Origin of the sequence: Nocardiopsis metallicus (genome assembly GCF_014201115.1) — a bacterium.
Classification (GTDB): Bacteria; Actinomycetota; Actinomycetes; order Streptosporangiales; family Streptosporangiaceae; genus Nocardiopsis; species Nocardiopsis metallicus.
The window spans coordinates 7,656,145-7,681,100 of sequence record NZ_JACHDO010000001.1; the positions used below are offsets into that span (position 1 = coordinate 7,656,145).

The following is a 24,956-nucleotide window of genomic DNA, read 5'->3' on the forward strand; positions in this document are numbered from 1 at the left end:
GGGGCCGGTTTTGGGTGCTCTATCGGCGGACAGCCTCGACGAACGCCTTCCACTCAGGAGAGGACGCTTCCAGGTGGCCCAGGTGGCGGTTCTGCGTGTCTCGCACAGCGGCACCCTGCTCGGTGGCGCGAGCCTCCACGCAGTGGCCGCCGTTGCCGTTGCTGTACGACGACTTGTTCCACTGATCGGTCATCATGTGATGCTGCCTCGAATCTCTTCCATACGGGCCCTGGACGCGGGTGCCGGTAGAGCAGAGCTCCTCAGCTCCGCGAATATCCGGTCGTAGCTTGCCACAGCCTCGGGTTGCTTGAGTGACACACCCGTCTCTTGACTCTCGATATAGACGAACGTGCCGGAATCAGGTACTTCCATCAGCGTAAACGACCCGCCCAGACCCGCATGTCCCTCAGTGGCGATGGGAACGATCTGGATCTTGATACGTGGGCGGTAGGACAGGTTGATCAGGTGGTCGATCTGGGCCTGCATCACCTTCGGGTCCTCGAACCGCCGCAGCAGCACGACCTCGTCCAACAGGACCGTGATGGTAGGCGGATGGGCGCGGTCGATGAGCTTCTGTCGGTTCTTCCTCGTGTTGATGATCTGGTCGATTACCTCGGTAGTAGCCTCCGGGTTCGACAACTCGCTGATGGCTCGCACGTACTCCTCCACCTGGTAAAGCCCAGGTACTAGCCCATGTGAGTAAGCATTCAGTTGCTGGGTTCGCCTGACAGGGCGACACTGGACCAGGCACGATGTCCACCATGCCGTCGGGACTGGAGACCGCCTCGCGTGAGGACCTGCTCGCGCTGATCGGTGTGCTCCACGAACAAAACACCGCCCTGCGCCAGCACCTGGCCCAGCAGACCGAAGAGATCACCCGCCTCAAGGCCGAGAACGAACAGCTCCGAGCCGACAACGCGCGTCTGACCACCCGGGTCGCGCAGCTCGAACGCCGCCTGGGACGCAACTCCGGCAACTCCTCCCTGCCACCCTCGGACCTGTTCGACAAGCCCGAACGCGCACCCGCCAAGAAGAGCGCCCGCAAACGCGGACGCCAACCAGGCGCTGAAGGCTTCGGACTGCCTATGGTCGAAAACCCCGACCAGGTCCACGACCATCTGCCCGCCACCTGCACCGGGTGCCACGCCGAGCTGGACCCGGCCTCCTCCATTGGCTACCAGCGCCGTCAGGTCCGCGACATCCCCCTGGTCACGGTGCAGGTGAGTGAGCACCGCGCCCACACCTGCGCGTGCCAGTGCGGAAGCATCACCCAAGCAGCGATGCCCCAGGAACTGGCCGCCTCCCCTTCCTCCTACGGCCCCCACCTGCGCACCCTGGCCGTCTACCTGCTCGTGTTCCAGCACATCCCGGTGGAGCGCACCGCACAGCTCATCAACGACCTGACCGGCGCGAAGGTCTCCACCGGATGGGTGTCGCATCTACTGGGCGAGGCCCATGCTCTGGTCAGCGACAGCCTCAACCTGATCCGGGCGTTGCTCACCCTGGCCCACGTGCTGCACGCCGATGAGACCACCACCCGCATCAAGGACCAACGGTGCTGGTTGCATGTGGCCTGCAACGAGCACCTGACCCTGCTGGGTCTAGCTCCGCGTTCACGAGCCGGGGCGAACACGTTGGGGGTACTGCCGGGCTTTACCGGCACCCTGGTGCACGACTCCTTGGCCTTGTACTCGGGTTACACGTGCGCCCACCAGCTGTGCGGGGCGCACCTGATCCGCGAGCTCACCGCTGCCGAACAGGACCACCCCGGCCAGCACTGGCACCGTCAGATCCGGTCCGCGCTGGCCACCTTGGCCCGCGAGGCGGGGCGTGTGCGCTGCGGCCAGGCCGAGCACATCCCCGCCGGGGTGCTCCTGGCCCAAGGGGAGTTGTTCCACCACGGCATCGCGGTCGGGCTGTCCTGCCATCCCCGGGCCCAAGGAAGGAAGCAATCACCGGCCCGCAACCTGCTCGAGCGTCTGCGGGAGCGGGCCGAGCAGGTGTTGGGCTTCTCCGACCGGCCCCACCTGGTGCCCTTCACCAACAACCTCGCCGAAAGAGCGCTCAGACCCCTCAAGACCCAGGTGAAGATCTCCGGTTGCCACCAGTCCCGTCAGGGGGCGGCGGCCTGGCTCGGGGTGCGTTCCTACATCGACTCGGCCCGCAAGCACGGGGTGAGCGCGTTCGAAGCGCTGCGCCGGGCGTTCACCGGACAGTTGTGGATGCCGCCCATCCCCGCCTCCGCCTGACCAGCTAAGGCCATCTACCCTCCGCAGTCCCCAACGCCTTCTGAATGCTTACCCATGTGAGTACTCACGGATTTTCGTTGCTGTTTGCTCAGACTCAGCGACTTCTCGGAAGTACGCAGTCATGCCTTCGCCGCTGAAGACCGCGTCCCATGCATCCACGATGACCCCACGTGCGTTAACCGCAGTGTCAATGCGGAGCACTGAGCGCTTTTCATCCTGCTTCTCGGAGTTGGAGGGCGAGCACGGCTCGGGTGATCTCACCGGCCCGTCGCGGGCAGCACCGCAGCCGGCGTAGCACGTCCCAGTTCTTGAGCTGGGCGATGGCCCGCTCGCCCGGGCCGCGAAGCTTGGCGTGCTCGGAGTTGGCGTCCTTCTTCCACTGCGGCTTGCCCCGGCCCTTGAACGGGCAGAACACCACGTCCGAGAGCCCCACGTACCCCTTGTCACCCAAGCCGAGGAGCCCCGCGGCAGCGATGCGCTCGGCGATCCTCCATACCCGTGCGGCTCTGGTGTCGTGCACCGAGCCCAGGAGTGACCACGAGGTCCACAAGGGCTCGCCGTCCGGGGCCGCGACGACCTGGATATTCATGCCGTGCCGCTTGTGCTTGCCCGAATAGAACGGGCGGTCGGCCGCGACGCGGTCGCAGGCAATGAGCGTGCCGTCCACAATCACATACCCCCACCCTGTGCGGCGTGCGCGGCGCAACCCCTGCTCCAGGGTGGGTGCCAGCTTCGCGAGCAGGGCCGTGGTCTCGCGCACGTACCGCCAGGCGGTTGTGGTGCCCACCCCGAAACCGGCCGCGAGGTGGGTGAACGTCTCGCCCTTGTACAGATGGACCAGCACGAGCAGGGCCTGCTGTGCGGGGTCCAGGCGTCGCCATCGGGAACCGGTGTTCTTGCGGTGGGTGCGGATGGTGCGGGCGGCCAGGTTCAAGGTCCGGCGTGACAGGGGCAGCGCGGCACGGTAGAAAAGCATGTGGAGCCTCTGGTGGGCTGGTTTTCTTGGTCGTTAACTCATCTACCAGGGGCTTCTTGCTGTCAGGGGAGGTTTCGGGTAGTCGGTGCGAGCCTGTGACCAGCACCTTCAGGATGAAAAAGGCTCAGGTGCGCCACGAGGCGCTGTTCAAACACATATCCGAGTGGAGGTGAAAGCAACTCCGCCGCCTTCTCGTCGTAGCGAGAAGGTGAAGCAAGGGGCAGTCTGAAGCGGAGATCGCCGCCAAGGACGGGAAGCAGCCCTGACAATGCCTGGATGGCCCAGTACTACCGGATGGGTCATGCCGCGGTTAGCGAGATGGGACGGTATACGAAAGGAACCGGTGCCATAAAACCCCCTAATTTTTCGCCAGCTCTAACCCGGTGGATCCGGGCTGGAAAGCAGTGCGCATCCACCAACGGAGAGGACCATAGTTCTCTCTCGTGGTGGAAAACTCCCGAGCCGGTATGTGAGATCTGGCAGGGAGGCCCTGGTGAAGGTCTACGGCGTAACCAGGGCGATACTGCGGGGGTAAAGCCGGGTACCTCGCCCGTCGATCGGAGAACAGCGAACGTGGGAACCACCGGTCCTCACTCCCTTCCCTTCTCGATGCCATCGAGAAAGGAAAGGATAGGTGCGATGCTCACCGAAGAAGGCCAGTGGGGCGGAGACGCCGTAGTAGTCCGAGACCGGGAAAGCCGGTCACATGGCGAAGGGCGGCAGCGATTCCAAGGAGAACACAGGTGAATGCAAGATCCGAAGACGCACCGGTGAACACCGGAGCTTCGATCGTATGGCCGGATTCCGATACCGCCTACTTTCGGGTACGGAAGATGCAGACCAAACTCCATCAATGGGCGAAGGAGGATTCTTCACGCAGGTTCGATGACGTATTCAACCTGGTCTATGATCCGGCGTTCCTGGTCGATGCGTTCGAACGCACCGCCCGGAACAAAGGTGCCAGGACAGCAGGAGTCGACGGGGTCACCGTGCACATGGTCCGATCCCGTATCGGAAGGGATGCGTTCCTCCAACAGGTGCGCGACCTGCTCAAAAGCGGGGAATTCCGACCCAGTGAAGTACGTCGGGTGGCGATCCCCAAAGCGGGCGGGAAGCTGCGCAAGCTGGGGATCCCCACCGTGATCGACAGAGTGGTTCAGGCATCACTGAAAGCGGTGCTGGAACCGGTCTTCGAGGCGGACTTCCTTCCCTGCTCCTATGGTTTTCGGCCCAACCGGCGCGCTCAGGACGCGATCGCCGAGATCCACAGCCTCGCCTCACCGGTGAAGAACCACCACTGGGTTCTGGAAGCCGACATCAAAGCGTGCTTCGACGAGATCGATCACACCTCTTTGATGGATAGGGTGAGAGGACGGGTCAAGGACAAGCGGACCAACGCGCTGGTGAAATCGTTCTTGAAATCCGGCGTGATGACACAGTCCGGGAATCGAGAGGAGACCATCACCGGGACGCCGCAAGGCGGAATCCTGTCACCGTTGCTGGCCAACATCGCGTTGTCAGCACTGGACGAATACATCGCAGCGCAATGGGAAACCAGTGCATACCGTAGACGTGTTCGTCGCCAGAAGGGAATCGGTAACTGGAAACTGGTTCGTTACGCTGATGACTTCGTCATCATGGTGCAAGGGAGCCGTGACCGGGCCGAGGTCTTGAAAGAAGAGGTGAGCCAGGTACTGACCCCGTTAGGGCTGCGCTTGGCCGAGGAGAAAACCGGGGTTGTCCATATCGACCAGGGGTTCGATTTCCTCGGGTTTCATATTCGCCGCAGGGTGAAGAGAGGGACCCGACGTCGGTACGTCTACACCATCCCGTCTAAGAAATCCGTTCAGGCGATCAAGGACGGGGTGCGGCGGGCAACGAACAGACCCACCCGGAACACGGCCACCGAACGCAAGATCGCGGAGGTGGACACGATGGTTCGGGGGTGGGCGAACTACTTCCGTCATGGTGTGTCCAAGAAGATGTTCTCCACTGTGGATTCCTTTTCCTGGTGGAGGTTGTCTTCTTGGATCCGCCGCAAGCACTCCAATATTGGTCTGCGTGAGTTGAGGCGGCGGTTCACCGATCGTGGGTGGCGGCTCGCCTATCAGGGATCTGTTTTCCGTGGCGCATCCAACGTCACGGTGTCCCGGTATCGGTTCAGGGGGTATTCGATTCCCACCCCGTGGACCACACGACCTGCAACCTGTTGAGGAACCGTGGAGAGCCCGTTGCGTTGAAAGGCGCACGGCGGGTTCGGAGGGCGGGCCGTGGAAACCTGTCGTGAGTGATCACGGTAAGGCGCCACGGTCCGACCCTACTGCTTCGTGGCCTGTGGGAGCGTTCTGAAGAAGTGCACATCGATCTGCCCACCGGGGAATCAGGGCGCGGAAATTACGAAGTTCCCTCTCCCTTCGCCCAAGCCGTGACGAGCTTGCTGGCGTCGGGGCGGCGAGGCATAGCAAGGATGATCAGGTCGCCCTCGCGGATTCGGGTGCGGGGTGTTGGAATGAGTACGTGTGAACCGCGCACGACGGTGGTCACTAGCCCGTGAGGCGGGTCCAGCTCATCCAGTTGCTTACCCACGATGTACAGGCCGGGTGTGGCGGTCACTTCGATGAGTTCGGTGTTGACGTCACTGAGGGGCACATCTGAGGCTACCGGGGCGAGAGAATTTTCGTTGTCGCCTTGCGTCAGCCCGAGCCAGCGTGCTGCCGTCTGTATGCTCGCCCCCTGGACGGCCGCCGACACCAGGACCACGAAGAAGACCACGTTGAAGATCAGCGGCCCGTCAGGGTGACCTGCCACGAATGGGAAGGTGGCCAGCACGATCGGCACCGCACCGCGCAAACCAACCCAACTGATGAACACCAGTTCCCGCCAGTTGTAGCCGAACCACACCAGGGACACCATCACCGCTATCGGGCGTGCCACCAAGACGAGCATGACGGCGACGGCCAGCGCGGGTGCGGTCACGGCAGGCAATTCGGAGGGGAAGACGAGCATCCCCAACATGAGGAACAGTCCTACCTCGGCGGTGTTGGAGAGCCCTTCGTGGAAGGTTCGGATCCCCCGTCGGTGCAACGGTGCGCGTGCACCCACCAGCAAGCCGGTGATATAGACGGCCAGGAAACCGGACGCCCCGAGGGCAGCGGCGGTCCCGTAGGAAATTCCTGCTACAGCCAGAGCCAATACGGGGTAGACACCCGCGGGCCCCAGGTTGATACGCGACAGCAGCCAGCTACCGGCCCAACCGACCAGGAGTCCGACAGCGATCCCCCCGCCCAGTTGGACGAGGGCAAACATTCCCCAATCAGTAGGAGTGGGAGCACCCTGCCAGGTCGCGACCAGTCCCACCGTGAGCATGATGGCGATCGGATCGTTCGCCCCGGACTCCACCTCCAGCAAGGAGGCGAGTTTGCGAGGCAACGGTGCCTTGCGCAGCATCGCGAAGACCGCTGCTGCGTCGGTAGACGCTACGACCGCGCCGATCAAGAAGGCTGTCAGCGGTTCGACGTCCAGTAGGAGGTAGGTGCCCCACCCCAGGATTCCAGCGGTCACGACGACGCCGACGGTTGCCAGCAAGAACCCGGGGGCCGCAGCACGGCGGACGTCGCCGGGCTTGGTGGTCAAGCCGCCCTCGAACAGAATCAACAGCAACGCCACGGTCCCGCCGATCTGGGCGATACGGGGGTCCTCCAGGGAAAGAAACCCCAGCCCGTCATCGGCGATGAGCATGCCCAATGCCATGAAGAGGAGCAAACCTGGCATGCGTATTCGGCTGGCGAACCCGGCAGCTAGGATGGCCCCCATCAACAAGAGTCCAGTTGCCAGAATCCATCCATCGGCAGGCAGTTGAACGGACATCTTCCCCCATGGTCAGCAGTGTGGCGGTTGTGGAAGGAGCCTATCGGTGAGGCTGCGACTGGGACGGCAGGGGCACCCACCTTGGGTGGGGCCGTCTGCGATCGAGCGGCTGCTGGTGCCTTTGGATGGCTCGCGGGAGGCGGCGTCGGCCCTTGAGCCCGCACTGAGAATTGCTCGCACTTTGCAGGTTCCTATGGAACTTTTGACCGTTTATGACCAGGTGAACGGTAGATGGTGCCAGAACATCGACGACATCGCCGCAGACCTTCCCTATGAGCACCTCGGCGTGTCCGTGGTGGGCTCGGGGTGGGCGGGCGACGTGATCGTCAACACCGTGGCTGAGGAACCGGGCACGGTGGTGTGCATGTCCACTCACAACCGTGACCGGTTCTCACGCCTTGTTGCGGGGAGCGTGACCGAACACGTCCTGCATCGGGTTTCCGAGCCGGTATTGATGGTTGGCCCGTGCTACCGGCCTGACGAGACCGGTGTTCTCTTTGAGCGAGCCGTGGTCTGTCAGGATGGCGGTCCACGCGATGCGGTCAGCTTGGTAGTCGCTGAGAACTGGGCGCACCAGCTCAAACTGGAATTGGAACTGGTGCACGCCTGCCTGCCTCCCACAGCTCGCTCTGAAGCTTCTCTTTCAGCCGCAGCGAAGCGTTTGGAGGAACGCGGCTTGGCTGCCCGAGACGTGGTCGTGGACGGTGAGGACCCAGCTCAGAGCCTTATCGAGCTGTTTGAGCAGCGTCCTGGTGCGATGGCAGTACTTACAAGTCGCGCTCGCGTAGGTCTGCCCAAGTTCGTCTTGGGCAGTGTCAGCTCCAAGGTGCTGGAATACAGTCCAATACCCCTGCTCATCATTCGGGCTCCGTAGATTTACGGGGTTGTCTTCCGGTGTGCCCCGTAGCACTGAGTCCCTCTCAGCCCCACCACAAGGAACAGCTGTATCTGAAGGCGCGGTATCGGGTTACTCCAACTGCTGCGTTAGATGGCTGATCCAGTCGGTGTACTCCTCGATGGGGGTTGCGGTTCGGCACCCGGCGCACCACACACCGTTTTCACCGCTCCGTCTGGTGAGCATCATTAGCTCGCACTCCGGGCACGGTACGCCGTCCAAGGACACGGTCTTTACCGTCTGCCCAGTCATGGCCAGGGCGCGGCGGTACAGCCACAACAGCTCCTGTCCGGCCTCGGTACCCGCCAGCTCGGGGTAGGCGTCCACGTACTCGGGACGGACGATTCCGAGAACGTCTTCAGGCAGGTGGCCGAGGTCTTCGATGGTGAGTTCGCGACGCATCGGTTCGGGCTCCAAACTGATCAGCCCCAGCACGAAGCGGTCGAGCAGCGCACAGGCCTCGCGGATCGCTGCGGGCCGGTGTCCCCAGGACACATCAGTCGGTGCGGCGTCGAGTCCGGCGACCGTGCGGACACGCTCTTCCCACGACAGCAGGACGCTGCTCATGGTCACCATGAACCGGTCTACTTCCAGGTCGATGGGCGCGAGCAGGGTGGTGGGGTGACCACCACGTCTCGGACGGGGCGAAGAGGCGCTGGCCGCTCGCGGTCTGCCTGCTCTCTGTCGCGACCGGAGCCGGGATCGGAGTGGTGTTCGACGGACCCCTGGACCTCATGATCCTCGCCGCGGTGATGTGCGCGGTTCTGGCGGTGGTCTGGCTGATCACCGACAAGGGCGGGTGGAAGGTCTCCGTGCACTCCCTGGTCGCTGTGACTGGAGCTGCCATCGCGACGTTGCTGTACGGGGCCTGGGCGGCTTTGGCGGTCTGGCCGCTCGCTCTCCTTGTCGGCTGGTCCCGGGTCCAGCTCAAGGCGCACACACGGGCGCAGGTAATCGTCGGTGCCCTGCTGGGCGGTCTGGCCGCTGTGTCGTTCACCGTGTTGAGATGAAGGCCTGCGGGTAAGGTTGCTCTCAGTGATGGCCCTCGGGCCCGAGGTACGTGATGGTATCGGCGGTTTCGCTGCCATCACCGTGTCATCACGGGGAGCGGAAGTGACCGGAACCAACGGGGACTAACCGGCGTCTCGCCGTGCCCCCGTTGGCCCCAATGTCGCAGCTCAGACGGGTATCTGTGTCTAGAACCCCTGCTGTGCAGGGGATCCAGGACTTTCCTCTCTGTCACCGGGCTGTCGATTTGTGCTATCCGCGCAGTCCAGGCAGGCTTCCTCACATGGATGATTCGAAGAAGAGCCTGGAAGACCTCGTCCGTGACGAGCTCGGTGACGAGCCGTCCCAGGAGGCGAAGGACTACGCGCGTGAGCTCTACGAGCGTTACAAGCTACCCGCCGCGGACACTACAGCCTCCGCCTCCACCGCCGAGACCACCGCTCCCTCCGAGGAGTAGGAACCGACCACGCCCCCAGTACGGCGACGCACGGACCTCACGACCGGCGGCAAGGCGCTCCAGAACACGATCGGCTCTCAACCGGGGCGGTCGGATTCCCGGTCGTCGCCGTCCCACACGAGTTCGAACCACACCTGGCGGCCCCGCCCGTCGCGGCGTGGTTCGGTACCCCATTTGCTGGAGAGCGCCTCGACCAGATCCAGACCCCGGCCGTGTTCGGCCGTGTCATAGGGGTCCCGGTGCTGGGGTTGAGGGGCCTCCGTCGTGTTGCCGAGGTCCCGCACCTCCACGCGGGCCCACCCCGGCGCGTGCTGTACGCACACCTCGAACTTCCCGGTGTCATGGCCCGAAGCGCTGTGGGTGACGGCGTTGGTGGCGAGCTCGCTGGTCAACAGCGTCGCGGTGGTCAGCTCCGGTGATGTCGCCAGCTGACGGGCGACGAATCTGCGTGCGTAGGCGATCTGGCTGGGCAGGCCGGGAAAACGTCTGCGTGCCGGACGTGGCACCGGACGCGGTGCCGCGCTGGATCGGTATGTGCTGCTGGACTCTTCCATGGAATTCGCCGGACGTTGGGGACGGTGGAGAGGTGCCGACGTCGTCTGGGGCGGATGCGAAGGCGTGGAATAAGGGGCTGCGGTCTCATGCAAGTGGGTTCACTCCCCGGGGAAGTGTGTTCGAGGGCAGGGCTGAACTGGCGCCTGGCCCTCGAAGCGTCCATGCCCGAAACGGGTCACGGCGCGAGGTGGACACACGGGGCGAAGCCCCCTGGGGCAGGGAGGGACACGGCTCGGTATCGCTGGGGGTGCGGTACGAGGGTGGCGGCACGCGGTGGGGGAGAAGCCGCGGGGCTTCACCCTGGACGGTGGCGTGGCCTGGGGGTTGGCCGTGGCGGATGGTCATGTCTGGTGTGGGGGGTGCCCTACGACACTGCAGGGCCTACTCGCGCTCAGCATACGCTCCGTGCCTCCTTGGCGACCCGGTCGACCTGGTCCGGACAGGGTAACCCTGCCTGAGCTGGGTAAAGGGAGCGTTTAACAAGCTGGGGAGCCTGGTTGGGGCTGGATATCGGCGGGGATACGTGCCCTTGAGGCGTTCCCGTGGAGAATAACGATTTGGTGAAGACCGCCTGAATTTTGCTACTTGGTTCGGTCTTGCGCGTGGTGTGGATCACCCGACAGGGTATGTGGCATGGCCTCGCCCACCCCCGCTCCGATGCCCATGGGCCTCGGCGTCGAGATCGACCGCGCCGTCCGGCTCACCGACGAGGGCCACGTCCTCGTCGGCGGCTCACCTCCCCGCGCCCTCCGGCTGCCGCCCCAGGGCGTCAGCACCGTCATCCGCTGGCTCAGCGGCGCCGCCCTCGGCCGCCACCGGGAACGTCAGCTCGCGCGGATACTGGTGGAGGCGGGTCTGGCCCACCCGCGTCCGGCGCCCACCGCCCCGGGCCCCGACGTCGAGGTCGCCGTGGTCGGGTCGGGACATCACCGCGAGCTGGAGACCGTCCTGGACCTGATCGCGGAGGAGTACCCGCACCTGCGCCTGGTCGTGGTCGGCGCCGTCGGGCTCGCCGCCCGGGTGGCCCGCGAACGCGGTCTGCGGGTGGTGGGCGTGCCCGTGGACGGGCCGATGACCGGGGCCCAGGCCCGAGCGACGGCGCTCAAGGCCTGCGACGCCGAGGTCATCGCGCTGCTGGACGCCGACACCCTTCCCGGACCGGGCTGGCTCGAAGCTGCTCTGGGCCACTTCGCCGACCCCGGCGTCGCGGCCGTGGTGCCCCGGGTCCTGGCCGCGCGGACGCGCTGCGGCCCCCGCGGGATGACCGTCTCCGCGCTGAACGCCCTGCACGCCGACCGCGGGGCCGACCCCGCGCCGATCCTGCCCTGGGGCCAAGGCCACCGCGGCCTCGGCCAACCCGCCCCACCCAACGAACACGCCTCGGTCGAACCCCTGGAGCCGGTTCGCACACTGTTCGTCCGGCGCGGTACAGCCTGCTCCGATCCCTCACTGGGCGCCGCGGCGGAGGTGGACCTGCTGTGGCGGCTGGCCGGGGAAGGCTGGTCGGTGCGGTACGAACCCCGCTCACGGGTGTACGCCGTGATGCCCACCGGTATCGGCTCCTACCTGCGTGCCCGGTTCGAGGCCGGGGCCGCCGCGGGGCCGCTGGCCAGGCTGCACGGGCGGCGGGCGGCCGGGCCGGAGCTGTCCCTGTCCGGCGCGGCCGGTCTGGGCCTGGCGTTGGCCGGTCGGCCCCTGAGCGGACTGGCGGTGTGCGCGGCCGGGGGAGCGTTGCGGGTCCGCGGACTCATGAACGGGGCCGGCGTCCCGGCGGCGGACGCCCTGCGGCCGGTGGCGGTGGACCTGGCGCACACGGCGCGCACCGCGGCGCGGGTCGCGCGGACGAGCTGGTGGCCCGTGGTGGCGGCGGTGGCCGCGGGCGGGGCCGTGGCCGGGATGAGGCCCGGGTCCAGGCCGGGGATCAGGTCCGGAGCCGGGTGGCCCGGACACCGGGCGCTGGCCGCGGCGGCCGTGCTGACCGTTCCGCACCTGTTGTCCTGGCGGCGCCGTCACGGTGCGGCCCCGGTGGGTCCGGTGGTGTGGACCGGCCTGTCGGTCGCCGGTGACGCGGCCCGCTCGCTGGGCACGTGGTGGGGCATGGCCCGGGTCGGTTCCGCGGCTCCGCTGGTACCGCGCGCACGCCCGCCGGTGTTGTCCAAGTCACTGGAGTCCTCGCAGGTGGCAGGGGGTGCGAAAGACCCCGGCGATAAGCCGCGATCACTGGCCGTGCTAAGTGAACGTTAATACCTGTTACCCAGGGTAACGACATTTGCCCGTGTCGAGGGGTGACCCGACCGCCTGGATCGGCGGTTTTGGTGACCCGTTGTAACCCGAGGTCGGTCAACTGCGGCTTTGGCCACCGCGGAGCGGAACTTTGTTTCAGGTGTGTTGCCAGCTGTCGCGAATGAGATGACGAATCGCCAGGAGGGTCGGTGTTTCGTAAACGACGTTTACTCTCTGTAGTTCTCGCATGGGTGTTTGTGCAGGTCAGTGGCCATTTGTGACGCACTGGAGCGACCTTGTTGCTGAACGTGAAACCTTTGACAATTCTGCGCGAACTTGCTGCCGTTATTGGCACCGTTGTCCTTTCTTGATGCGGCGGTTACCGTCAAGTGTCTAGTTGTCGTCCAGACTCTTGACAATCCGGTCACTGAACGTGACTCGGAAGTCAGTGTGTTTCAGTGGTCACCGGGGGTAATCCTCGTGGTGTCGGTTGAGCATGTGCGCTAACTCGGGCTAACCGTTCGGGGCGCCTCTGCCTTGCCCGCTCCGCGTCACTCCCCGTGTCGGCGACTCACAACAGATCACGACAGGTCAAGCGCCGGGCTCGGCTGTGAGGTTCGGAGATAGTTTTGGGCAAGTTCCTGGCCAGGCGGCTGCTGAACTACGTTGTGCTGATTTTCATCGCGACGAGTTTCGCCTACCTGCTCGCCGCCACCAACCTTCAGCCACGCGTCTACTTCGAGCAGATGCAGCCACCACCGCCGCCCGAAGTGGTCAACAGCCAGCTGGACGCGCTGAACCTCAACGACCAGACGCCACTGGCCCAGCGCTACGTCACCTGGATGAGCGGGGTCCTCACCGGGGACTTCGGCAAGACCATCCAGGGCGGTGACGTCACCTCCCAGATGTGGTTGAAGGCCGGCGTCACCCTGCGGCTGATCACCGTGGCCACCATCCTCGGCAGTGCCCTGGGCATCGCGATCGGCGCCTACGCCGCGGTCCGCCAGTACCGCGCCTTCGACAAGGCCGCCACCGGCGCCTCCTTCTTCGTCCTCTCGATCCCCACCGTGGTGATCGCGATCGTCATCCAGGTCGCCGCGGTGGCGATCAACGACGCGCTGGGCTTCACCTTCCTCAAGTACGTCGGTGAGTACTCAGCGGGCTTCCAAGGCAACGCCTGGGAGACGCTGCTCAACCGGATCCACCACGCGATCCTGCCGACCCTCGTCCTCGCCCTGGCACTGTTCGCCGCCTTCGCCCGCTACCAGCGCAACATGATGTTGGACGTGCTCGGCTCGGACTTCGTGCGAACCGCCATGGCCAAGGGGCTCACCCGCAGGAAGGCGCTGTTCAAGCACGCGCTCAGAACCGCGCTGATCCCCACCATCACCTACTTCACGTTCACCTTCGGCGCGCTGGTCTCCGGATCCACCTTCACCGAGAAGATCTACGGATGGCACGGCATGGGCGCCTGGCTCATCGACTCCATCGCCAGGCAGGACGTGCACGTGGTCGCCGCGGTCTCCTGGTTCATGGCCATCACCATCATGGCGGCGTCCTTCCTCTCGGACATCCTCTACGCCTGGCTCGACCCGAGGGTGAGGGTGTGACGATGCCGGACAGCCCCGCCACCCGCACCCGCGAGTCCTCCCCCGACGCCACCGCAGCAGCCATGTTGGAGATCACGCCATGACCATCGCCACCGAGACGCCCCAGGACGTCCCCGCCTCGCCACCGGCGCCCAACCGGCTCAAGGACATCGCCCAGCAGCTCCTCGCCACCCGACGCGTCATCGTCGGCATCGTGATCCTCGTGCTGCTGGCCGTCCTCGCCTTCGTCGGCCCGATCATCAGCCCGTGGAACGTCGGCGAGCGCGACTACGGAGCCCTGCTCCAGGGGATCTCCCCCGACCACTGGTTCGGTACCAACCGCACCGGCCTGGACATCTTCACCCAGACCACCGCTGGCCTCCAGAAGTCACTGCTCATCGGGCTCCTGGTGGCCGCGATCTCCACGGTGGTGGCCGCCCTCGTCGGAGCCTTCGCCGGCTACTTCGGCGGACTCACCGACAAGGCCCTCACCTGGATCGCCGACCTCGCCCTGGTGTTGCCCAGCTTCGTCATCCTCGCCATCCTGTCCCGGCACTTCGTCGGCCAGGGCGGCTGGTTCATCCTGGTCCTGCTGCTCGCGGCGTTCAGCTGGATGGTCACCTCCAAGATGGTCAGGGGCCTGACCATCTCGCTGCGTGAACGCGAGTACATCCACGCCGCCCGCTTCATGGGCGTGCCCCCCTACAAGATCATCCTGCGGCACATCCTGCCGAACATGTCCTCGCTGCTCATCGCGGACGCCACCATCATGGTCAGCACCGCGATCATCGGCGAGACCGCACTGAGCTACTTCGGTCTGGGCGTGCAGTCCCCCGACGTCAGCCTCGGTGTCGTCATCGCCGACGGGGCCTCCTTCGCCACCACCGCGCCCTGGGTCTTCATCTTCCCCACGGCCCTGCTGGTGCTGCTGGTCCTGGCCGTGAACATGATCGGGGACGGGCTGCGCGACGCACTCGACCCCGCCGCCAAGTCGCGTCGGTCCTAGTAGGGGAAGGCCCACCAATGAGCACCGAGACCATCGTGGACACCGCGTCCGAGAACAGCGACCGCACGGAACAGACCCCTGTCCTGGAGGTCACCGACCTCACGGTCACCTTCCGCGGAATGAACAACAACCCCGACGTCAAGGCGGTGCGAGGCGTCAGCTACGCCGTCCACCGGGGCGAGGTCCTGGGTATCGTCGGCGAATCCGGCTCCGGCAAGTCGGTCTCCTCCATGGCCGCTATGGGGCTCCTCCCCGACCACGCCGAGATCACCGGCTCCGTGCGCCTGCACGGCGAGGAACTCCTCGGCAAGTCCGACCGGGAGATGGCCCGCAAACGCGGCAAGGTCATCTCCATGGTCTTCCAGGACCCGCTGTCCGGCCTGACCCCCGTGTACACGGTGGGCGACCAGCTCGCCGAGGCCGTACTCGTGCACAACCCCAGGGGCGGCAAGGCCCACGCGCACCGCCGCGCGGTCGAACTCCTCGACCTGGTCGGCATCCCCAACGCCGAGGACCGCTACCGCTCGTTCCCGCACGAGTTCTCCGGCGGTATGCGCCAGCGCGTCATGATCGCCATGGCGATGGCCAACGACCCCGACGTGATCATCTGCGACGAGCCCACCACGGCCCTGGACGTCACCATCCAGGCGCAGATCCTCGACCTGCTCCGCACCGCTCAGCGCGAGACCGGCGCGGCGATCGTCATGATCACGCACGACCTCGGCGTGGTCGCCGGTTTCGTCGACCGCCTCCTGGTCATGTACGCCGGACGGCCGGTGGAGATCGGCTCCGTCGACGAGATCTACTACAACAGCCGTATGCCCTACACCATGGGTCTGCTCGGCGCGGTGCCCCGCATGGACCTGGAGGACCAGGGCGCGCTCGTCCCGATCAAGGGCACCCCGCCCTCGCTCTCCGCCCTACCGCCCGGCTGCCCCTTCGCGCCCCGCTGCCCCATCGCGGAGGAGGAGTGCGAACGCGCCGAACCGGAGCTGCTCACCATCGGCTCCTCCCAGCACGGTGGCGAGGGGCACACCGAGGTCGAGGACACCGGCGTACAGCGCGCCGCGTGCATCCGCTCCGGTGAGATCGACGCCAACGGCTGGACCGCCAAGGACATCTACCCGGTTCCGGAGATTCCCGAAGCCGAGATCGCCTCGGTCAGGCGCGAGGACCTCCCCGAGGTCCTGCGGGTCCAGGACCTGATCAAGCACCACCCGCTGATGAAGGGCGCCATCTTCAAGCGCCGGGTGGGCACCGTGTACGCGGTGGACGGCCTCGACTTCGACATCCGCGAGGGCGAGACCCTGGCACTGGTCGGTGAGTCCGGCTGCGGCAAGTCCTCCACCCTCATGGAGATCCTCGGCCTGGAGCAGCCCCAGCGCGGCAGCGTCGAGGTGATGGGCAAGGACGTGTCCAAGCTGACCCGCACCGAGCGGTTCGCGCTGCGACGCGACATGCAGATCGTGTTCCAGGACCCCATGAGCTCCCTGGACCCGCGCATGCCGGTGTTCGACATCATCGCCGAGCCGCTGCGCACCCACAAGGTCCCGGCCCAGCAGGTCACCGAACGCGTCTACGAGCTGATCCAGCTCGTCGGCCTGAACGTCGAGCACGCCACCCGCTTCCCCGCGGAGTTCTCCGGCGGCCAGCGCCAGCGCATCGGTATCGCCCGGGCCCTGGCACTGGAGCCCAAGCTCCTGGTGCTCGACGAGCCTGTATCCGCCCTGGACGTGTCCATCCAGGCGGGTGTGATCAACCTGCTGGAGGAACTCCAGGCCAAGCTCGGCCTCGCGTACCTCTTCGTGGCGCACGACCTGTCCGTGGTCCGGCACATCGCCGACCGCGTCGCGGTCATGTACCTCGGCAAGATCGTGGAGGTCGGCGACACCAAGTCGATCTACACGCATCCGAGCCACCCCTACACCCAGGCCCTGCTGTCCGCCATCCCCGTTCCCGACCCGGAACGCGAGCGGGCACGCACGCACATCGTTCTGGAAGGCGATCTGCCCAGCCCCGCCAACCCGCCCTCGGGTTGCAGTTTCCGAACGCGGTGCCAGAAGTTCATCACGCTCTCGGAGTCCGACCAGGAGACGTGTACGGGCACCGAACCGGCCATCCTCCCGACCAACGGAGGAGACCAGGGATCCGCCTGCCACTTCGCGGAGCGGCAGGCGGGTCTTGTCTGACCCACGGTTCACCCAAGGCAAGGTCGACGCCGCCCCGCGCGCCGACCGGACCACCCCTAGGAGGAAGATCCCCTTGCGTATCGGGAAAGCGCGTTACCTCGCGCCCGTCGCCGCCATGGTGCTGCTGGCCAGCGCCTGCGCGACCGGCGATGATTCCAACCAGGACGACGCCCGCGAGGAGCAGGCGTCCCTGCCCGGTGAGGACCTCAACCCGGCGGACCGCGACGACCTCCAGGACGGGGGTGACTTCGTCTGGGCCCTGAGCGAGTACGAGCAGCAGCACAACATGCACCACGTCAACGGCAACAAGGGCGACGTCCGCCGCGTCATCGCCGCCGTCATGCCCTCGGCCAGCCGCTACGACGCCGAGGGCGGCTTCGCCCCGAACGAGAACTACGTCCTCGAGTACGGGGTGAGCGAGGACGGCCTCGAGGTCGACTACACCCTCAACCCCGACGCCGTCTGGTCCGATGGCAACCCCATCACCTGGGAGGACTACGAGGCCACCGTCATCACCCGCAAGGGCGAGCGCGACGGCGACTTCGAGATCCTGTCCACCGTCGGTTACGAGTGGATCGACGAGGTCGTCCAGGGCGACGACGAGTACTCCTTCACCCTGAAGATGAACGAGCCGTTCGGCGAGTGGCCGACCCTGTTCTCCCCCGTGTACCCCAAGGAGTACATGGAGGACGAGGAGCTCTTCGCCGAGGGCTACGACAAGGACATCCCGGTCACCGCCGGCCCCTTCGGCGACGTGGAGTTCGACGACGTCGCCTCCCGCATCACCGTCCACAAGAACGAGGACTGGTGGGGAGAGGAGGCCAAGCTCGACCGCATCATCTTCTCGGCGCTGGACACCAGCGCCCAGGCCGGTGCCTTCGCCAACGGCGAGGTCGACGGCTTCTACCTCGGCTACGACGCCGCGGGCTACGAGCGCGTCAAGGACATGGACGACACCTACTTCACGCGCGCCGTCAACCACGGTCACCGCTTCACCGCGCTGAACGGCTCCAGCCCGCGCCTGGAGGACAAGCGCGTCCGCCAGGCCATCGCGCTGTCCATGGACCGCGACACCCTGGCCAATGTGGCCCTGGGAGCCGTGGACTGGCCCATCACCGGTGAGGTCAACCGCCTCCTTCGCTCCAGCCAGCACGGCTACCAGGACAACAGCGGCGACCTGGGCGACCGCGACCTGGAGCGCGCCGCCGAGCTCCTCGACGAGGCCGGCTGGACCCTCGAGGACGGTGACGAGTTCCGTACCAACGAGGACGGCGAGACCCTGACCCTCGCCTACGTCGCCTCCGAGGGCATGGACCTGGCGGTCGACGAGGCCGAGATGGCCCAGCAGATGCTGGCCGAGGTCAACATCGAGGTCGACGTCCAGCAGGTGCCCGCCAACGCCCTGTTCTCGGAGTACGTCACCCCCGGCAACTACGAGATGGTGACCTACGTCCTCGTCGGCACCAGCCCCTACTCCTCCAGCACCAAGGGCAACTACGGCATGCCGCTGGACGAGGACGGCGAGGACTGGGGTGCCAACAACAGCAAGCACTCCACCCAGGAGATCTCGGACCTCTTCGACGACCTCGCGGTCGAGACCGACCCGGACCGCTACGCCGAGATCGCCAACGAGATCGACGCCCTCCTCTGGGAGGAGGTCGTCACCATCCCGCTGTTCGAGCGTCCCGGTTTCTACGTCCTCAAGGACAACCTGCACAACTGGGGTGAGTACGGCCTGGCCGCCGACTACGTGTACGAGGACATCGGTTGGGCCAAGGAGGACTAGTCATCGTCTTCGGATGATGCCTCTCCGCTGAGTTTCTCCGCGGAGTCTCTCCACCGGTTCCGCGCGGTGTCCGCACCGGGCGCCGCGCGGAACCGGCCGACGCGGTGAGCGTTCGCCAGATGTTCTGAAATGTGACACTGAGGGCGTCGGCCCCCTTCACCAGGGGCCGGCGCCCTTCGCCGTCCCCGGGATTCGGCGGCGAAACAGACGGTCGGAGTGCCGGGGCACCCCGCTGCCTGACAGAATCGTCGGAGTCCGACACTCCCCCCGCCCCGCTCGTTGGAAAGTTCCAGATGCGACTCCACCCTCTCGCCGCCGCGTGCCTGGCGGTCCTGTTGTGTGCGGCCCTCACCTCCTGCTCCCGCCAGGAGGAGGACTCCGACGAGGCCTTCGATCCCCCCGTAGGGGCGGCGGTGGACCCAGGCGCCGGGGAGGCGGACGACGCCAGCCCGCCCCCGGAACCGCCGGAGGCGGAATGGTCCTTCGGTACCCCCGTCGGCTGGGCCGACCAGCCCAAGGCGGTCGCGGCCCCCACCCAGGACCCGGCCGACGAGGACACCACGGCCGAGGACGGTGCTGACGAGGACGGCGACTCCGCGGAGTCCTCGGCGGACCCGGCGGACCCCGGGGACGAGCCGCCCCTTGAGGACGAGCCGGTCGGCCCCACCGAGCACCCCGGGGTGACCGGTGGAGCCGGGGGCGAGACGGTCACCGCCACCGACGCCGACGAACTCGCCGAGCACCTGTCCGCGGCCGAACCCCTGGTGGTCGAGGTCGAGGGCGACATCGACCTCGACGGCACCGTCCGGGTCGCCTCGGACAAGACCCTGCTCGGCGTGGGCGAGGGAGCCGAACTCACCGGCGGCGGCCTGATCGTGGACGGTTCCAGCAACGTCATCCTCGCCAACCTGGGCATGGTCTCCGAGGGCCCCGCGATCGCGGTCCGCGGCGGAGCCCACCACGTGTGGGTGGACGGCTCCACCTTCTCCGGGGGCGAGGACAGCGCCCTGATCTCCGTCACCGAAGGGTCCGACCACGTCACCCTCTCCTGGAACCACTTCACCGAGGCCGAGTCCGCGGTCGTCATCGGCGGCCGCGACGACCAGCCCGGCGCGCTGCGCGTGACCGTGCACCACAACTTCTTCGACGGCACCTCCGGCCGACACCCGCGTGCCCGCAACGCCGAGCACGTCCACGTGTTCAACAACTACTTCCGGGACAACCCCGAGTACGGGGTCGAGTCCGCCTACGGATCGAACGTGCTGGTCGAGGGCAACTACTTCGAGGGCACCCCGGTGTCGGTGTCCACCGAGACCGACGAACCGGGCAACGTGGTCACCCGGGACAACCTGCTGGTCGACTCCAAGCAGCCCCAGCTGCGCGGCAACGTGCCCGACCCGCCCTACGCCTACGAGCTCGACGACACCGTCAACGTCCCCGAAGTGGTCATGAACCGAGCCGGCACCGACTGACCACGCCGGTGGGAACCGGTCGGCTCCCACCGGTACCGGCAGTCGTGCTGATCCCGGGGCTCGGGTGGGAGCGGTCTGCCCGGGACCGCGGGGCCTTCATCCGGTGGCCTCAGCCGGCAGGAGAGCGGGTTCGCCGGCGGGAACCGGATTCCGGTCGGCGGATCAGGTGGTCAGCGGGTGGTAGTCGTAGGTCTCACCGAAGCCCTCCGGAGAGGTGTAGCTGAGTCTTCGGGGGTGCCCGTCCTCGTCCACCCAGAGTTCGAACTCGGCCTCGGCGATCCGGGTCAGGGTGTTGCGGCCGGTATCCGGCTGGTAGTCCCCGGCCAGGGTCCGGAAGGTTCCCGTGTACCGGTGGGCGGTGTGGGTGCTGGCCTGGACGCCCCGGGAACCCTCGGGCAGTTCGATCTCCTCCGTGCCGGTCATCTCCAGGTCGGTGGCCGAGCCCGTCAGCTCGTCCAGGGGGCCCAGGACGAACTCCACCGAGCACAGGCGCCGGTCGGCCTCCGAGGGTGAGTCCAGCACCGTCATCCCGGGAAGCCCCTTCTCCGCCGACATGATGAACCCGGTGCCCGGCAGGTCGTACCGGTAGACCCGGACCCCGGAGTGGGTCTTGAAGTAGTGCTCGAAGGCGGTGTCGGAATCGGGCTCGTGCCGGGCCCAGCCGTGCGCGGTCCCGCGGCCTTCGACACTCTGCGTGTAACTGATGTGGAACGAGGGTGCGGACCGCAGCTCCTGGGCGGCCAGCTCCAGGAACTCCTCCGGGGCGGTGGGGTCGGCGTCCCCGGCGCGGACCAGCGGGGGGCGTGTCTCGGATGGGGAGTCCCCCATCGCCGGGTCCGGTTGGCCGCCGCCCAGCGTCATTTTGGCCATGCCCCAGCCGCTGGCGACCACGGCCAGACCGACCAGGGTCAGCAGCAGGCTCAGCAGCCAATGGGACCGGCCGGGCCCTTCGGTCTTCGACTCCTCACCGGTGGACGGCAACGACGTCGGCACTGGCAGCGCCTCGATTCTGCAGTTCGGTGTTCGGGGGGGTACCGCTTACGCGGAGTACGACGCGGTGACTCACCGCTCTGTTCGGGTGTCGGGCGAACATAATCTCCGCCGACAGTGACGAACCGGGCCGCGTCACCGGAGCGTACGGGTTCGGGGCCGGGCCGCAGAGCTGTCACCCGGGCCTAGCGGCTCCAGCCCGGATCGCTGGTGTCCACGCGGGTAGCGGAGGCCCGGGGCCCGGACCGGAACCCCGGGCACGGACCGGCACCAGGGGGTGAGGTGATCGTCGGCCCAGCACGCGATCACCCTCCGAGGCCGGATCATGGCCGGTTGCGGTCGAACCCGAACCCCTCAACCAGCCGTGGCTGGTTCCGTTCGAAGCGCCGGATGGCCCGCCGGACGCCTGATCGAGCTGCCACTGCCTGCGCCGGGGGGTGGGCGAGGAGGGCGGTCCTCGCGATGGTCGTCACCCCGCGCACCCCGGAGCAGGCTGCGCTCGGCGGCGGTCGCCCGCTCGCGGTGCGGAACGCCCCCGGCCCGGGCTGCCCCCTCGACCCCCCGGCCACAGGGCCACGTGCAGTCGGTCGCGGGTGACCGCGGTACCCCGGGGCGCGTGTCCGCACCCCCACACGTAGGCGGCGGCCCGACCGAAGGCGACGGCGTCAGCGGACAGGTGTGTGAGAACGGGATGGCGCGCTCGGAGCAGGAGGTCGTGGTCGGGCGGCAGGACGGCGAGCGGAGAACTCGGGCCGGTCGGCGGCTCGGCCTGATGCGCCCTGGGGCGTGGGCGGGGCGGGGGAACGGGAGCGGAGGGGAGCAACCGGTGGGAGAGGTGTGATCTCGCGGCATGTCTCCAGGTTCGGTCGCCCGTCCGCCCCGGACAAGCCCCGATCTCCCACCTGTGGGCAACTCCGCGCCCCGACCCGATCAGGCCGTGTCTAGCGGAAGGGCGGGGGGCCGACCGAGAGGTGGATGTGGTCCACGTGGTCCAGGGTCAGGTTGCCGTGGTACGTCGCTTCCCGTCGGACCTGCATCCACGGCCCCACCGACTCCCGTCGCGGATTCCAGATGTGGTAGTCGTAGATGATCCCCTTGACGTTGAGTTCCGCGTGGTTCTGGATGAGGAAGTCGATCACCTCGATGGCGGTCGCGTGCATCTGGGGCGTCGGGATCCCGCCCAGTTCGGCCATCATGTAGTCCACGGCCTGTCCCCACCCGTGGTCACTCTCCAACCCCGGCCGATAGCCGCCGGCGCTGAGGTAGAACCCGGGGAACTCCTGGTTGAGTACCTCGTGCGTGGCGCACATCTGCGGGTGCAGGCCGTCGAGGGCGCCGCAGTCCACGATCGCCCCGCCGCCGAAGACCGAGTTCGGGTCGTACTTGTACTGCCCCTCCTGATCGATGAGGTGCACGTCGAAGTAGCCCGCGGCCTGGTCCCCGTCGTTGATGGCCTGGCCGTCGCAGTAGAGCCCGTCGTCGTTGCGGCCGCAGTCGACGGACAGCTCGATGATCGCGATCGCCGCGGCGGTGCCCTCGAAGGACGAGGCGTCGTCCTCCTCGCCGTCGCACACCACGTCGTTCCAGTGCCGGGAGCCGTCCTCGGCCAGCTCCTTCTGGCAGGCCGCTCCGCGGATCTCCACCCGCACGATGTTGCCGAAACGGCCCATGCTGTTGTCGCTGGCCCGGATGTCGGTGAGCACGGCGCCGTTGTTCTTCGCGTACGTCTCGGCGCGGCCCTTGGCGACCTCCTCGTCGTACCGGGGCATGGGGTAGACGTCGTTGGCGAGCTGCTCGGCCGCCTTGTCCCGAAGACCCGCCACAGCGGCCAGCGCGGCGGCGTCCGCGGCCGTCTGCGCCTGAGAACGCATGTCGTTGGCACTGCCCACGCGAACGAACAGCAAGGTGAGCGCGAGCAGGCTCAGGGTCAGCCCGAACAGGAGGAGGACGTTGGCCTGTCCGTCGTCACGGCGTCCCTGGAGTCGGTGTCTGCGTGCCGAGGTGGGGGAGGTTCGTCGCATGATGGTCCGGGGGTCCATCCCCGCGGGGGCGGGGAAACGGTCGGTTCGAGGAGAAAACGGGGCCGGGACGAACGGGGGGCACGTCACACGGACCTCTCCCCGGCGCAGCTTAACCCGCGCGGGTACCCCGGGTACAGACGGGGTTCGCGCTCTGTGGATCACCGGTCACCGTTCGCCCAGGTGAGACCCTGGCCACCCGCCGTGAGCCTGACCGGAGTCGGTCACCGGTCCCCTCGGTCCCACCATCGGGACGAACCACCGGAGAACCGGTAGCCCGCCCCGAAGTCACGGCCCTCTCTACAGCAGGGTCGTCCAGTAGGTCCAGAAGGCCTGCCCGACCGCGCCCACGATGACCAGCCCCCACACGGTGAGCACCACCGTGTGGTTGCGGGCCAGCACACCCGCCGGTCGGCGAACGGCGGCCGGGACCGGCAGGTGCCCGCTGCGGAGGTTGTGCAGCGTGACGTACCAGAAGAGCGGGATCGTCACCGCCCACACCACCACGCAGTACGGGCACAGGGCGTTGATCCGGTACAGGCTCTGGAAGATCAGCCAGTGCACGAACACCACCCCGAACACACAGCCCGTCTGGAGGCCCAGCCAGAACCAGCGCCGGAACCCGAGGTCCGTGCCCGTTCCCGTCCGGGCGAGCAGGGCCGTTCCCACGGTCGTGACCACGGCGAAGCAGGCCACCCCGATGATCGGGTTCGGGATCCCGAACACCTCGGCCTGCGGGGTCGCCATCACCGTTCCGCAGGACAGCACCGGGTTGAAACTGCACGCGGGCACGTGCTCCGGGTCGGCCAGGACCCGGACCTTCTCCACCAGCAGCGCGGCGGCCGCGACCAGGCCGACCAGCCCGCCCACCACCAGCACCCACGGCAGGGCCCGGCTGAGGACCGGCACGTCGGCGCCAGGGCGGGGGTACGGGGACGCGGGCACTTCCCGCTCGCCGGACCGGGCGCTCATCACTCCAGCTCCGCGTCGATCATCGCGGACAGGACCTCGTGGCTCGGCATGCTCGGTGCGAGGCGGCCGTTGACGTAGATGGTCGGGGTGCCCTGCACGCCCAGCGCGACGCCGTCGTCGAAGTCGGCCTGGACCCGCTGCTGGGTCTCGGCGGCCTCCATGGTCTCGACGAACTCGTCCATGTCCAGGCCGAGGTCCTCGGCGAAGCCCACGAACACCTCGCTCTGGTCCTCCCGGGACTCGCCCCATGAGGCCTGGGTCTCGAACATCCGCTGGTACATCTCGTCCAGGGCGTCCTGCTGCGCGGCGGCCTCGACCGCGGCGGCGGAGGGGCCGGAGTTGTGGTGCCCGGGGAGCGGGAAGTAACGGATGACCATGTTGATCCGGCCGTCGTAGTCCTCGCGGATCCGCTCCATCACGGGGTACTGGGCGCGGCAGGCCTCGCACTCGAAGTCGAGGAACTCCACCACGGTCACCCGGGCGTCCTCCACCTGGTCGAGGTAGCGGCTGTTCTCCCGGACGAGCACGTCGGCGGGGGCGGTGGGCTGGTCCTCGGGCGAGGCCCCGGGCGCGGTCGGTCTGGCGGAGCCTTCCGCGACCGCGGTGTCGTCGTCGCGGTCGAGGTAGACGAGCAGGCCGATCCCGAGGGCGGCGACGAGGAGAAGGCAGAGGGTGATGATCAGGTTCTTGCTCATGGAAATCCC

General features: G+C 67.1%; 21 protein-coding genes. 11 read left to right on the plus strand and 10 right to left on the minus strand.

Annotated features, from left to right (window positions below; translation table 11 throughout):
• Window positions 1-19: 19 nt before the first annotated feature.
• Together HNR07_RS33640 and HNR07_RS33645 are read right to left on the minus strand one after the other, a co-directional pair.
• Window positions 20-196, minus strand: a complete 177-nt coding sequence (locus HNR07_RS33640) for a DUF397 domain-containing protein (RefSeq protein WP_184370956.1) — start codon at window positions 194-196, stop codon at window positions 20-22.
• Window positions 193-747, minus strand: coding sequence for a DUF5753 domain-containing protein (locus tag HNR07_RS33645; protein ID WP_184373064.1), 555 nt, complete (start codon window positions 745-747; stop codon window positions 193-195). Before HNR07_RS33645 ends, HNR07_RS33640 begins: the two co-directional genes overlap by 4 nt.
• A 5-nt stretch (window positions 748-752) precedes the next feature.
• Between HNR07_RS33645 and tnpC the strand changes: the two genes are divergently transcribed.
• Complete coding sequence (gene tnpC / locus HNR07_RS33650; RefSeq protein WP_221319015.1) at window positions 753-2,249, plus strand: IS66 family transposase; 1,497 nt, start codon at window positions 753-755, stop codon at window positions 2,247-2,249.
• Between the two features lie 211 nt (window positions 2,250-2,460).
• On the opposite strand, the gene HNR07_RS33655 is transcribed toward tnpC, so the two are convergent.
• Window positions 2,461-3,225, minus strand: coding sequence for a transposase family protein (locus HNR07_RS33655; protein ID WP_184366778.1), 765 nt, complete (start codon window positions 3,223-3,225; stop codon window positions 2,461-2,463).
• A gap of 743 nt (window positions 3,226-3,968) precedes the next feature.
• Between HNR07_RS33655 and ltrA the strand changes: the two genes are divergently transcribed.
• Complete coding sequence (ltrA, locus tag HNR07_RS33660; protein WP_221318691.1) at window positions 3,969-5,438, plus strand: group II intron reverse transcriptase/maturase; 1,470 nt, start codon at window positions 3,969-3,971, stop codon at window positions 5,436-5,438.
• Between the two features lie 181 nt (window positions 5,439-5,619).
• Here ltrA and HNR07_RS33665 read toward each other — a convergent pair whose 3' ends face one another.
• Complete coding sequence (locus HNR07_RS33665; RefSeq protein WP_184370961.1) at window positions 5,620-7,092, minus strand: potassium/proton antiporter; 1,473 nt, start codon at window positions 7,090-7,092, stop codon at window positions 5,620-5,622.
• A 46-nt stretch (window positions 7,093-7,138) separates the two neighbouring features.
• Here HNR07_RS33665 and HNR07_RS33670 point away from each other — a divergent pair, with 46 nt between their 5' ends.
• Window positions 7,139-7,966, plus strand: a complete 828-nt coding sequence (locus HNR07_RS33670; RefSeq protein WP_312894048.1) for a universal stress protein — start codon at window positions 7,139-7,141, stop codon at window positions 7,964-7,966.
• Window positions 7,967-8,059: 93 nt separating this feature from the next.
• Here HNR07_RS33670 and HNR07_RS33675 read toward each other — a convergent pair whose 3' ends face one another.
• A complete protein-coding gene (locus HNR07_RS33675) occupies window positions 8,060-8,563 on the minus strand; it encodes a hypothetical protein (RefSeq protein WP_221319016.1) in 504 nt (167 codons plus the stop codon).
• A 134-nt stretch (window positions 8,564-8,697) separates the two neighbouring features.
• On the opposite strand from HNR07_RS33675, the gene HNR07_RS33680 reads away from it, so the two are divergent.
• Together HNR07_RS33680 and HNR07_RS33685 are read left to right on the plus strand one after the other, a co-directional pair.
• Complete coding sequence (locus HNR07_RS33680; protein WP_184370966.1) at window positions 8,698-8,997, plus strand: phosphatase PAP2 family protein; 300 nt, start codon at window positions 8,698-8,700, stop codon at window positions 8,995-8,997.
• 281 nt (window positions 8,998-9,278) lie between these two features.
• Window positions 9,279-9,452 (plus strand): hypothetical protein, encoded by a 174-nt coding sequence (locus tag HNR07_RS33685; RefSeq protein WP_017581995.1) that lies wholly within the window; start codon window positions 9,279-9,281, stop codon window positions 9,450-9,452.
• A 77-nt stretch (window positions 9,453-9,529) separates the two neighbouring features.
• On the opposite strand, the gene HNR07_RS33690 is transcribed toward HNR07_RS33685, so the two are convergent.
• Window positions 9,530-10,006 carry an ATP-binding protein gene (locus HNR07_RS33690; RefSeq protein WP_246420620.1) on the minus strand — a complete coding sequence of 159 codons (477 nt, stop codon included), beginning with the start codon at window positions 10,004-10,006 and terminating at the stop codon, window positions 9,530-9,532.
• Between the two features lie 634 nt (window positions 10,007-10,640).
• Between HNR07_RS33690 and HNR07_RS33695 the strand changes: the two genes are divergently transcribed.
• The 6 genes from HNR07_RS33695 (at window position 10,641) to HNR07_RS33720 (ending at window position 20,272) form a co-directional block, all read left to right on the plus strand.
• On the plus strand, window positions 10,641-12,251 hold the full coding sequence (locus HNR07_RS33695) for a glycosyltransferase (RefSeq protein WP_184370971.1): 1,611 nt from the start codon (window positions 10,641-10,643) through the stop codon (window positions 12,249-12,251).
• Window positions 12,252-12,859: 608 nt separating this feature from the next.
• The gene (locus tag HNR07_RS33700) at window positions 12,860-13,840 is read left to right on the plus strand and encodes an ABC transporter permease (protein ID WP_184370974.1); all 981 of its coding nucleotides are present in this window, start codon (window positions 12,860-12,862) and stop codon (window positions 13,838-13,840) included.
• A gap of 79 nt (window positions 13,841-13,919) precedes the next feature.
• Complete coding sequence (locus tag HNR07_RS33705; protein ID WP_184370978.1) at window positions 13,920-14,825, plus strand: ABC transporter permease; 906 nt, start codon at window positions 13,920-13,922, stop codon at window positions 14,823-14,825.
• A 17-nt stretch (window positions 14,826-14,842) separates the two neighbouring features.
• The gene (locus tag HNR07_RS33710) at window positions 14,843-17,014 is read left to right on the plus strand and encodes a dipeptide ABC transporter ATP-binding protein (RefSeq protein WP_184370981.1); all 2,172 of its coding nucleotides are present in this window, start codon (window positions 14,843-14,845) and stop codon (window positions 17,012-17,014) included.
• 73 nt (window positions 17,015-17,087) lie between these two features.
• Window positions 17,088-18,800 carry an ABC transporter family substrate-binding protein gene (locus HNR07_RS33715; RefSeq protein WP_184370985.1) on the plus strand — a complete coding sequence of 571 codons (1,713 nt, stop codon included), beginning with the start codon at window positions 17,088-17,090 and terminating at the stop codon, window positions 18,798-18,800.
• Between the two features lie 293 nt (window positions 18,801-19,093).
• On the plus strand, window positions 19,094-20,272 hold the full coding sequence (locus HNR07_RS33720) for a pectate lyase family protein (protein ID WP_184370988.1): 1,179 nt from the start codon (window positions 19,094-19,096) through the stop codon (window positions 20,270-20,272).
• A 162-nt stretch (window positions 20,273-20,434) separates the two neighbouring features.
• On the opposite strand, the gene HNR07_RS33725 is transcribed toward HNR07_RS33720, so the two are convergent.
• The 4 genes from HNR07_RS33725 to HNR07_RS33740 form a co-directional block, all read right to left on the minus strand.
• A complete protein-coding gene (locus HNR07_RS33725; protein ID WP_312894050.1) occupies window positions 20,435-21,265 on the minus strand; it encodes a hypothetical protein in 831 nt (276 codons plus the stop codon).
• A 938-nt stretch (window positions 21,266-22,203) separates the two neighbouring features.
• Entirely contained in the window at window positions 22,204-23,283 is a 1,080-nt protein-coding gene (locus HNR07_RS33730) for a pilus assembly protein TadG-related protein (protein ID WP_246420622.1), read from the minus strand.
• Between the two features lie 297 nt (window positions 23,284-23,580).
• Window positions 23,581-24,252 carry a vitamin K epoxide reductase family protein gene (locus HNR07_RS33735; RefSeq protein ID WP_184370994.1) on the minus strand — a complete coding sequence of 224 codons (672 nt, stop codon included), beginning with the start codon at window positions 24,250-24,252 and terminating at the stop codon, window positions 23,581-23,583.
• A complete protein-coding gene (locus HNR07_RS33740; RefSeq protein WP_184370996.1) occupies window positions 24,252-24,947 on the minus strand; it encodes a DsbA family protein in 696 nt (231 codons plus the stop codon). Before HNR07_RS33740 ends, HNR07_RS33735 begins: the two co-directional genes overlap by 1 nt.
• Window positions 24,948-24,956 lie beyond the last annotated feature (9 nt).

Coding starts and splice junctions, on each gene's coding strand:
- HNR07_RS33735 (WP_184370994.1), bottom strand. CDS start 24,252: ATGAGCGCCCGGTCCGGCGAGCGGGAAGTGCCCGCGTCCCCGTACCCC.
- HNR07_RS33665 (WP_184370961.1), bottom strand. CDS start 7,092: ATGTCCGTTCAACTGCCTGCCGATGGATGGATTCTGGCAACTGGACTC.
- HNR07_RS33740 (WP_184370996.1), bottom strand. CDS start 24,947: ATGAGCAAGAACCTGATCATCACCCTCTGCCTTCTCCTCGTCGCCGCC.
- HNR07_RS33710 (WP_184370981.1), top strand. CDS start 14,843: ATGAGCACCGAGACCATCGTGGACACCGCGTCCGAGAACAGCGACCGC.
- HNR07_RS33730 (WP_246420622.1), bottom strand. CDS start 23,283: ATGCGACGAACCTCCCCCACCTCGGCACGCAGACACCGACTCCAGGGA.
- HNR07_RS33640 (WP_184370956.1), bottom strand. CDS start 196: ATGATGACCGATCAGTGGAACAAGTCGTCGTACAGCAACGGCAACGGC.
- HNR07_RS33705 (WP_184370978.1), top strand. CDS start 13,920: ATGACCATCGCCACCGAGACGCCCCAGGACGTCCCCGCCTCGCCACCG.
- HNR07_RS33685 (WP_017581995.1), top strand. CDS start 9,279: ATGGATGATTCGAAGAAGAGCCTGGAAGACCTCGTCCGTGACGAGCTC.
- HNR07_RS33655 (WP_184366778.1), bottom strand. CDS start 3,225: ATGCTTTTCTACCGTGCCGCGCTGCCCCTGTCACGCCGGACCTTGAAC.
- tnpC (WP_221319015.1), top strand. CDS start 753: ATGTCCACCATGCCGTCGGGACTGGAGACCGCCTCGCGTGAGGACCTG.
- HNR07_RS33675 (WP_221319016.1), bottom strand. CDS start 8,563: ATGGTGACCATGAGCAGCGTCCTGCTGTCGTGGGAAGAGCGTGTCCGC.
- HNR07_RS33690 (WP_246420620.1), bottom strand. CDS start 10,006: ATGGAAGAGTCCAGCAGCACATACCGATCCAGCGCGGCACCGCGTCCG.
- HNR07_RS33695 (WP_184370971.1), top strand. CDS start 10,641: ATGGCCTCGCCCACCCCCGCTCCGATGCCCATGGGCCTCGGCGTCGAG.
- HNR07_RS33720 (WP_184370988.1), top strand. CDS start 19,094: ATGCGACTCCACCCTCTCGCCGCCGCGTGCCTGGCGGTCCTGTTGTGT.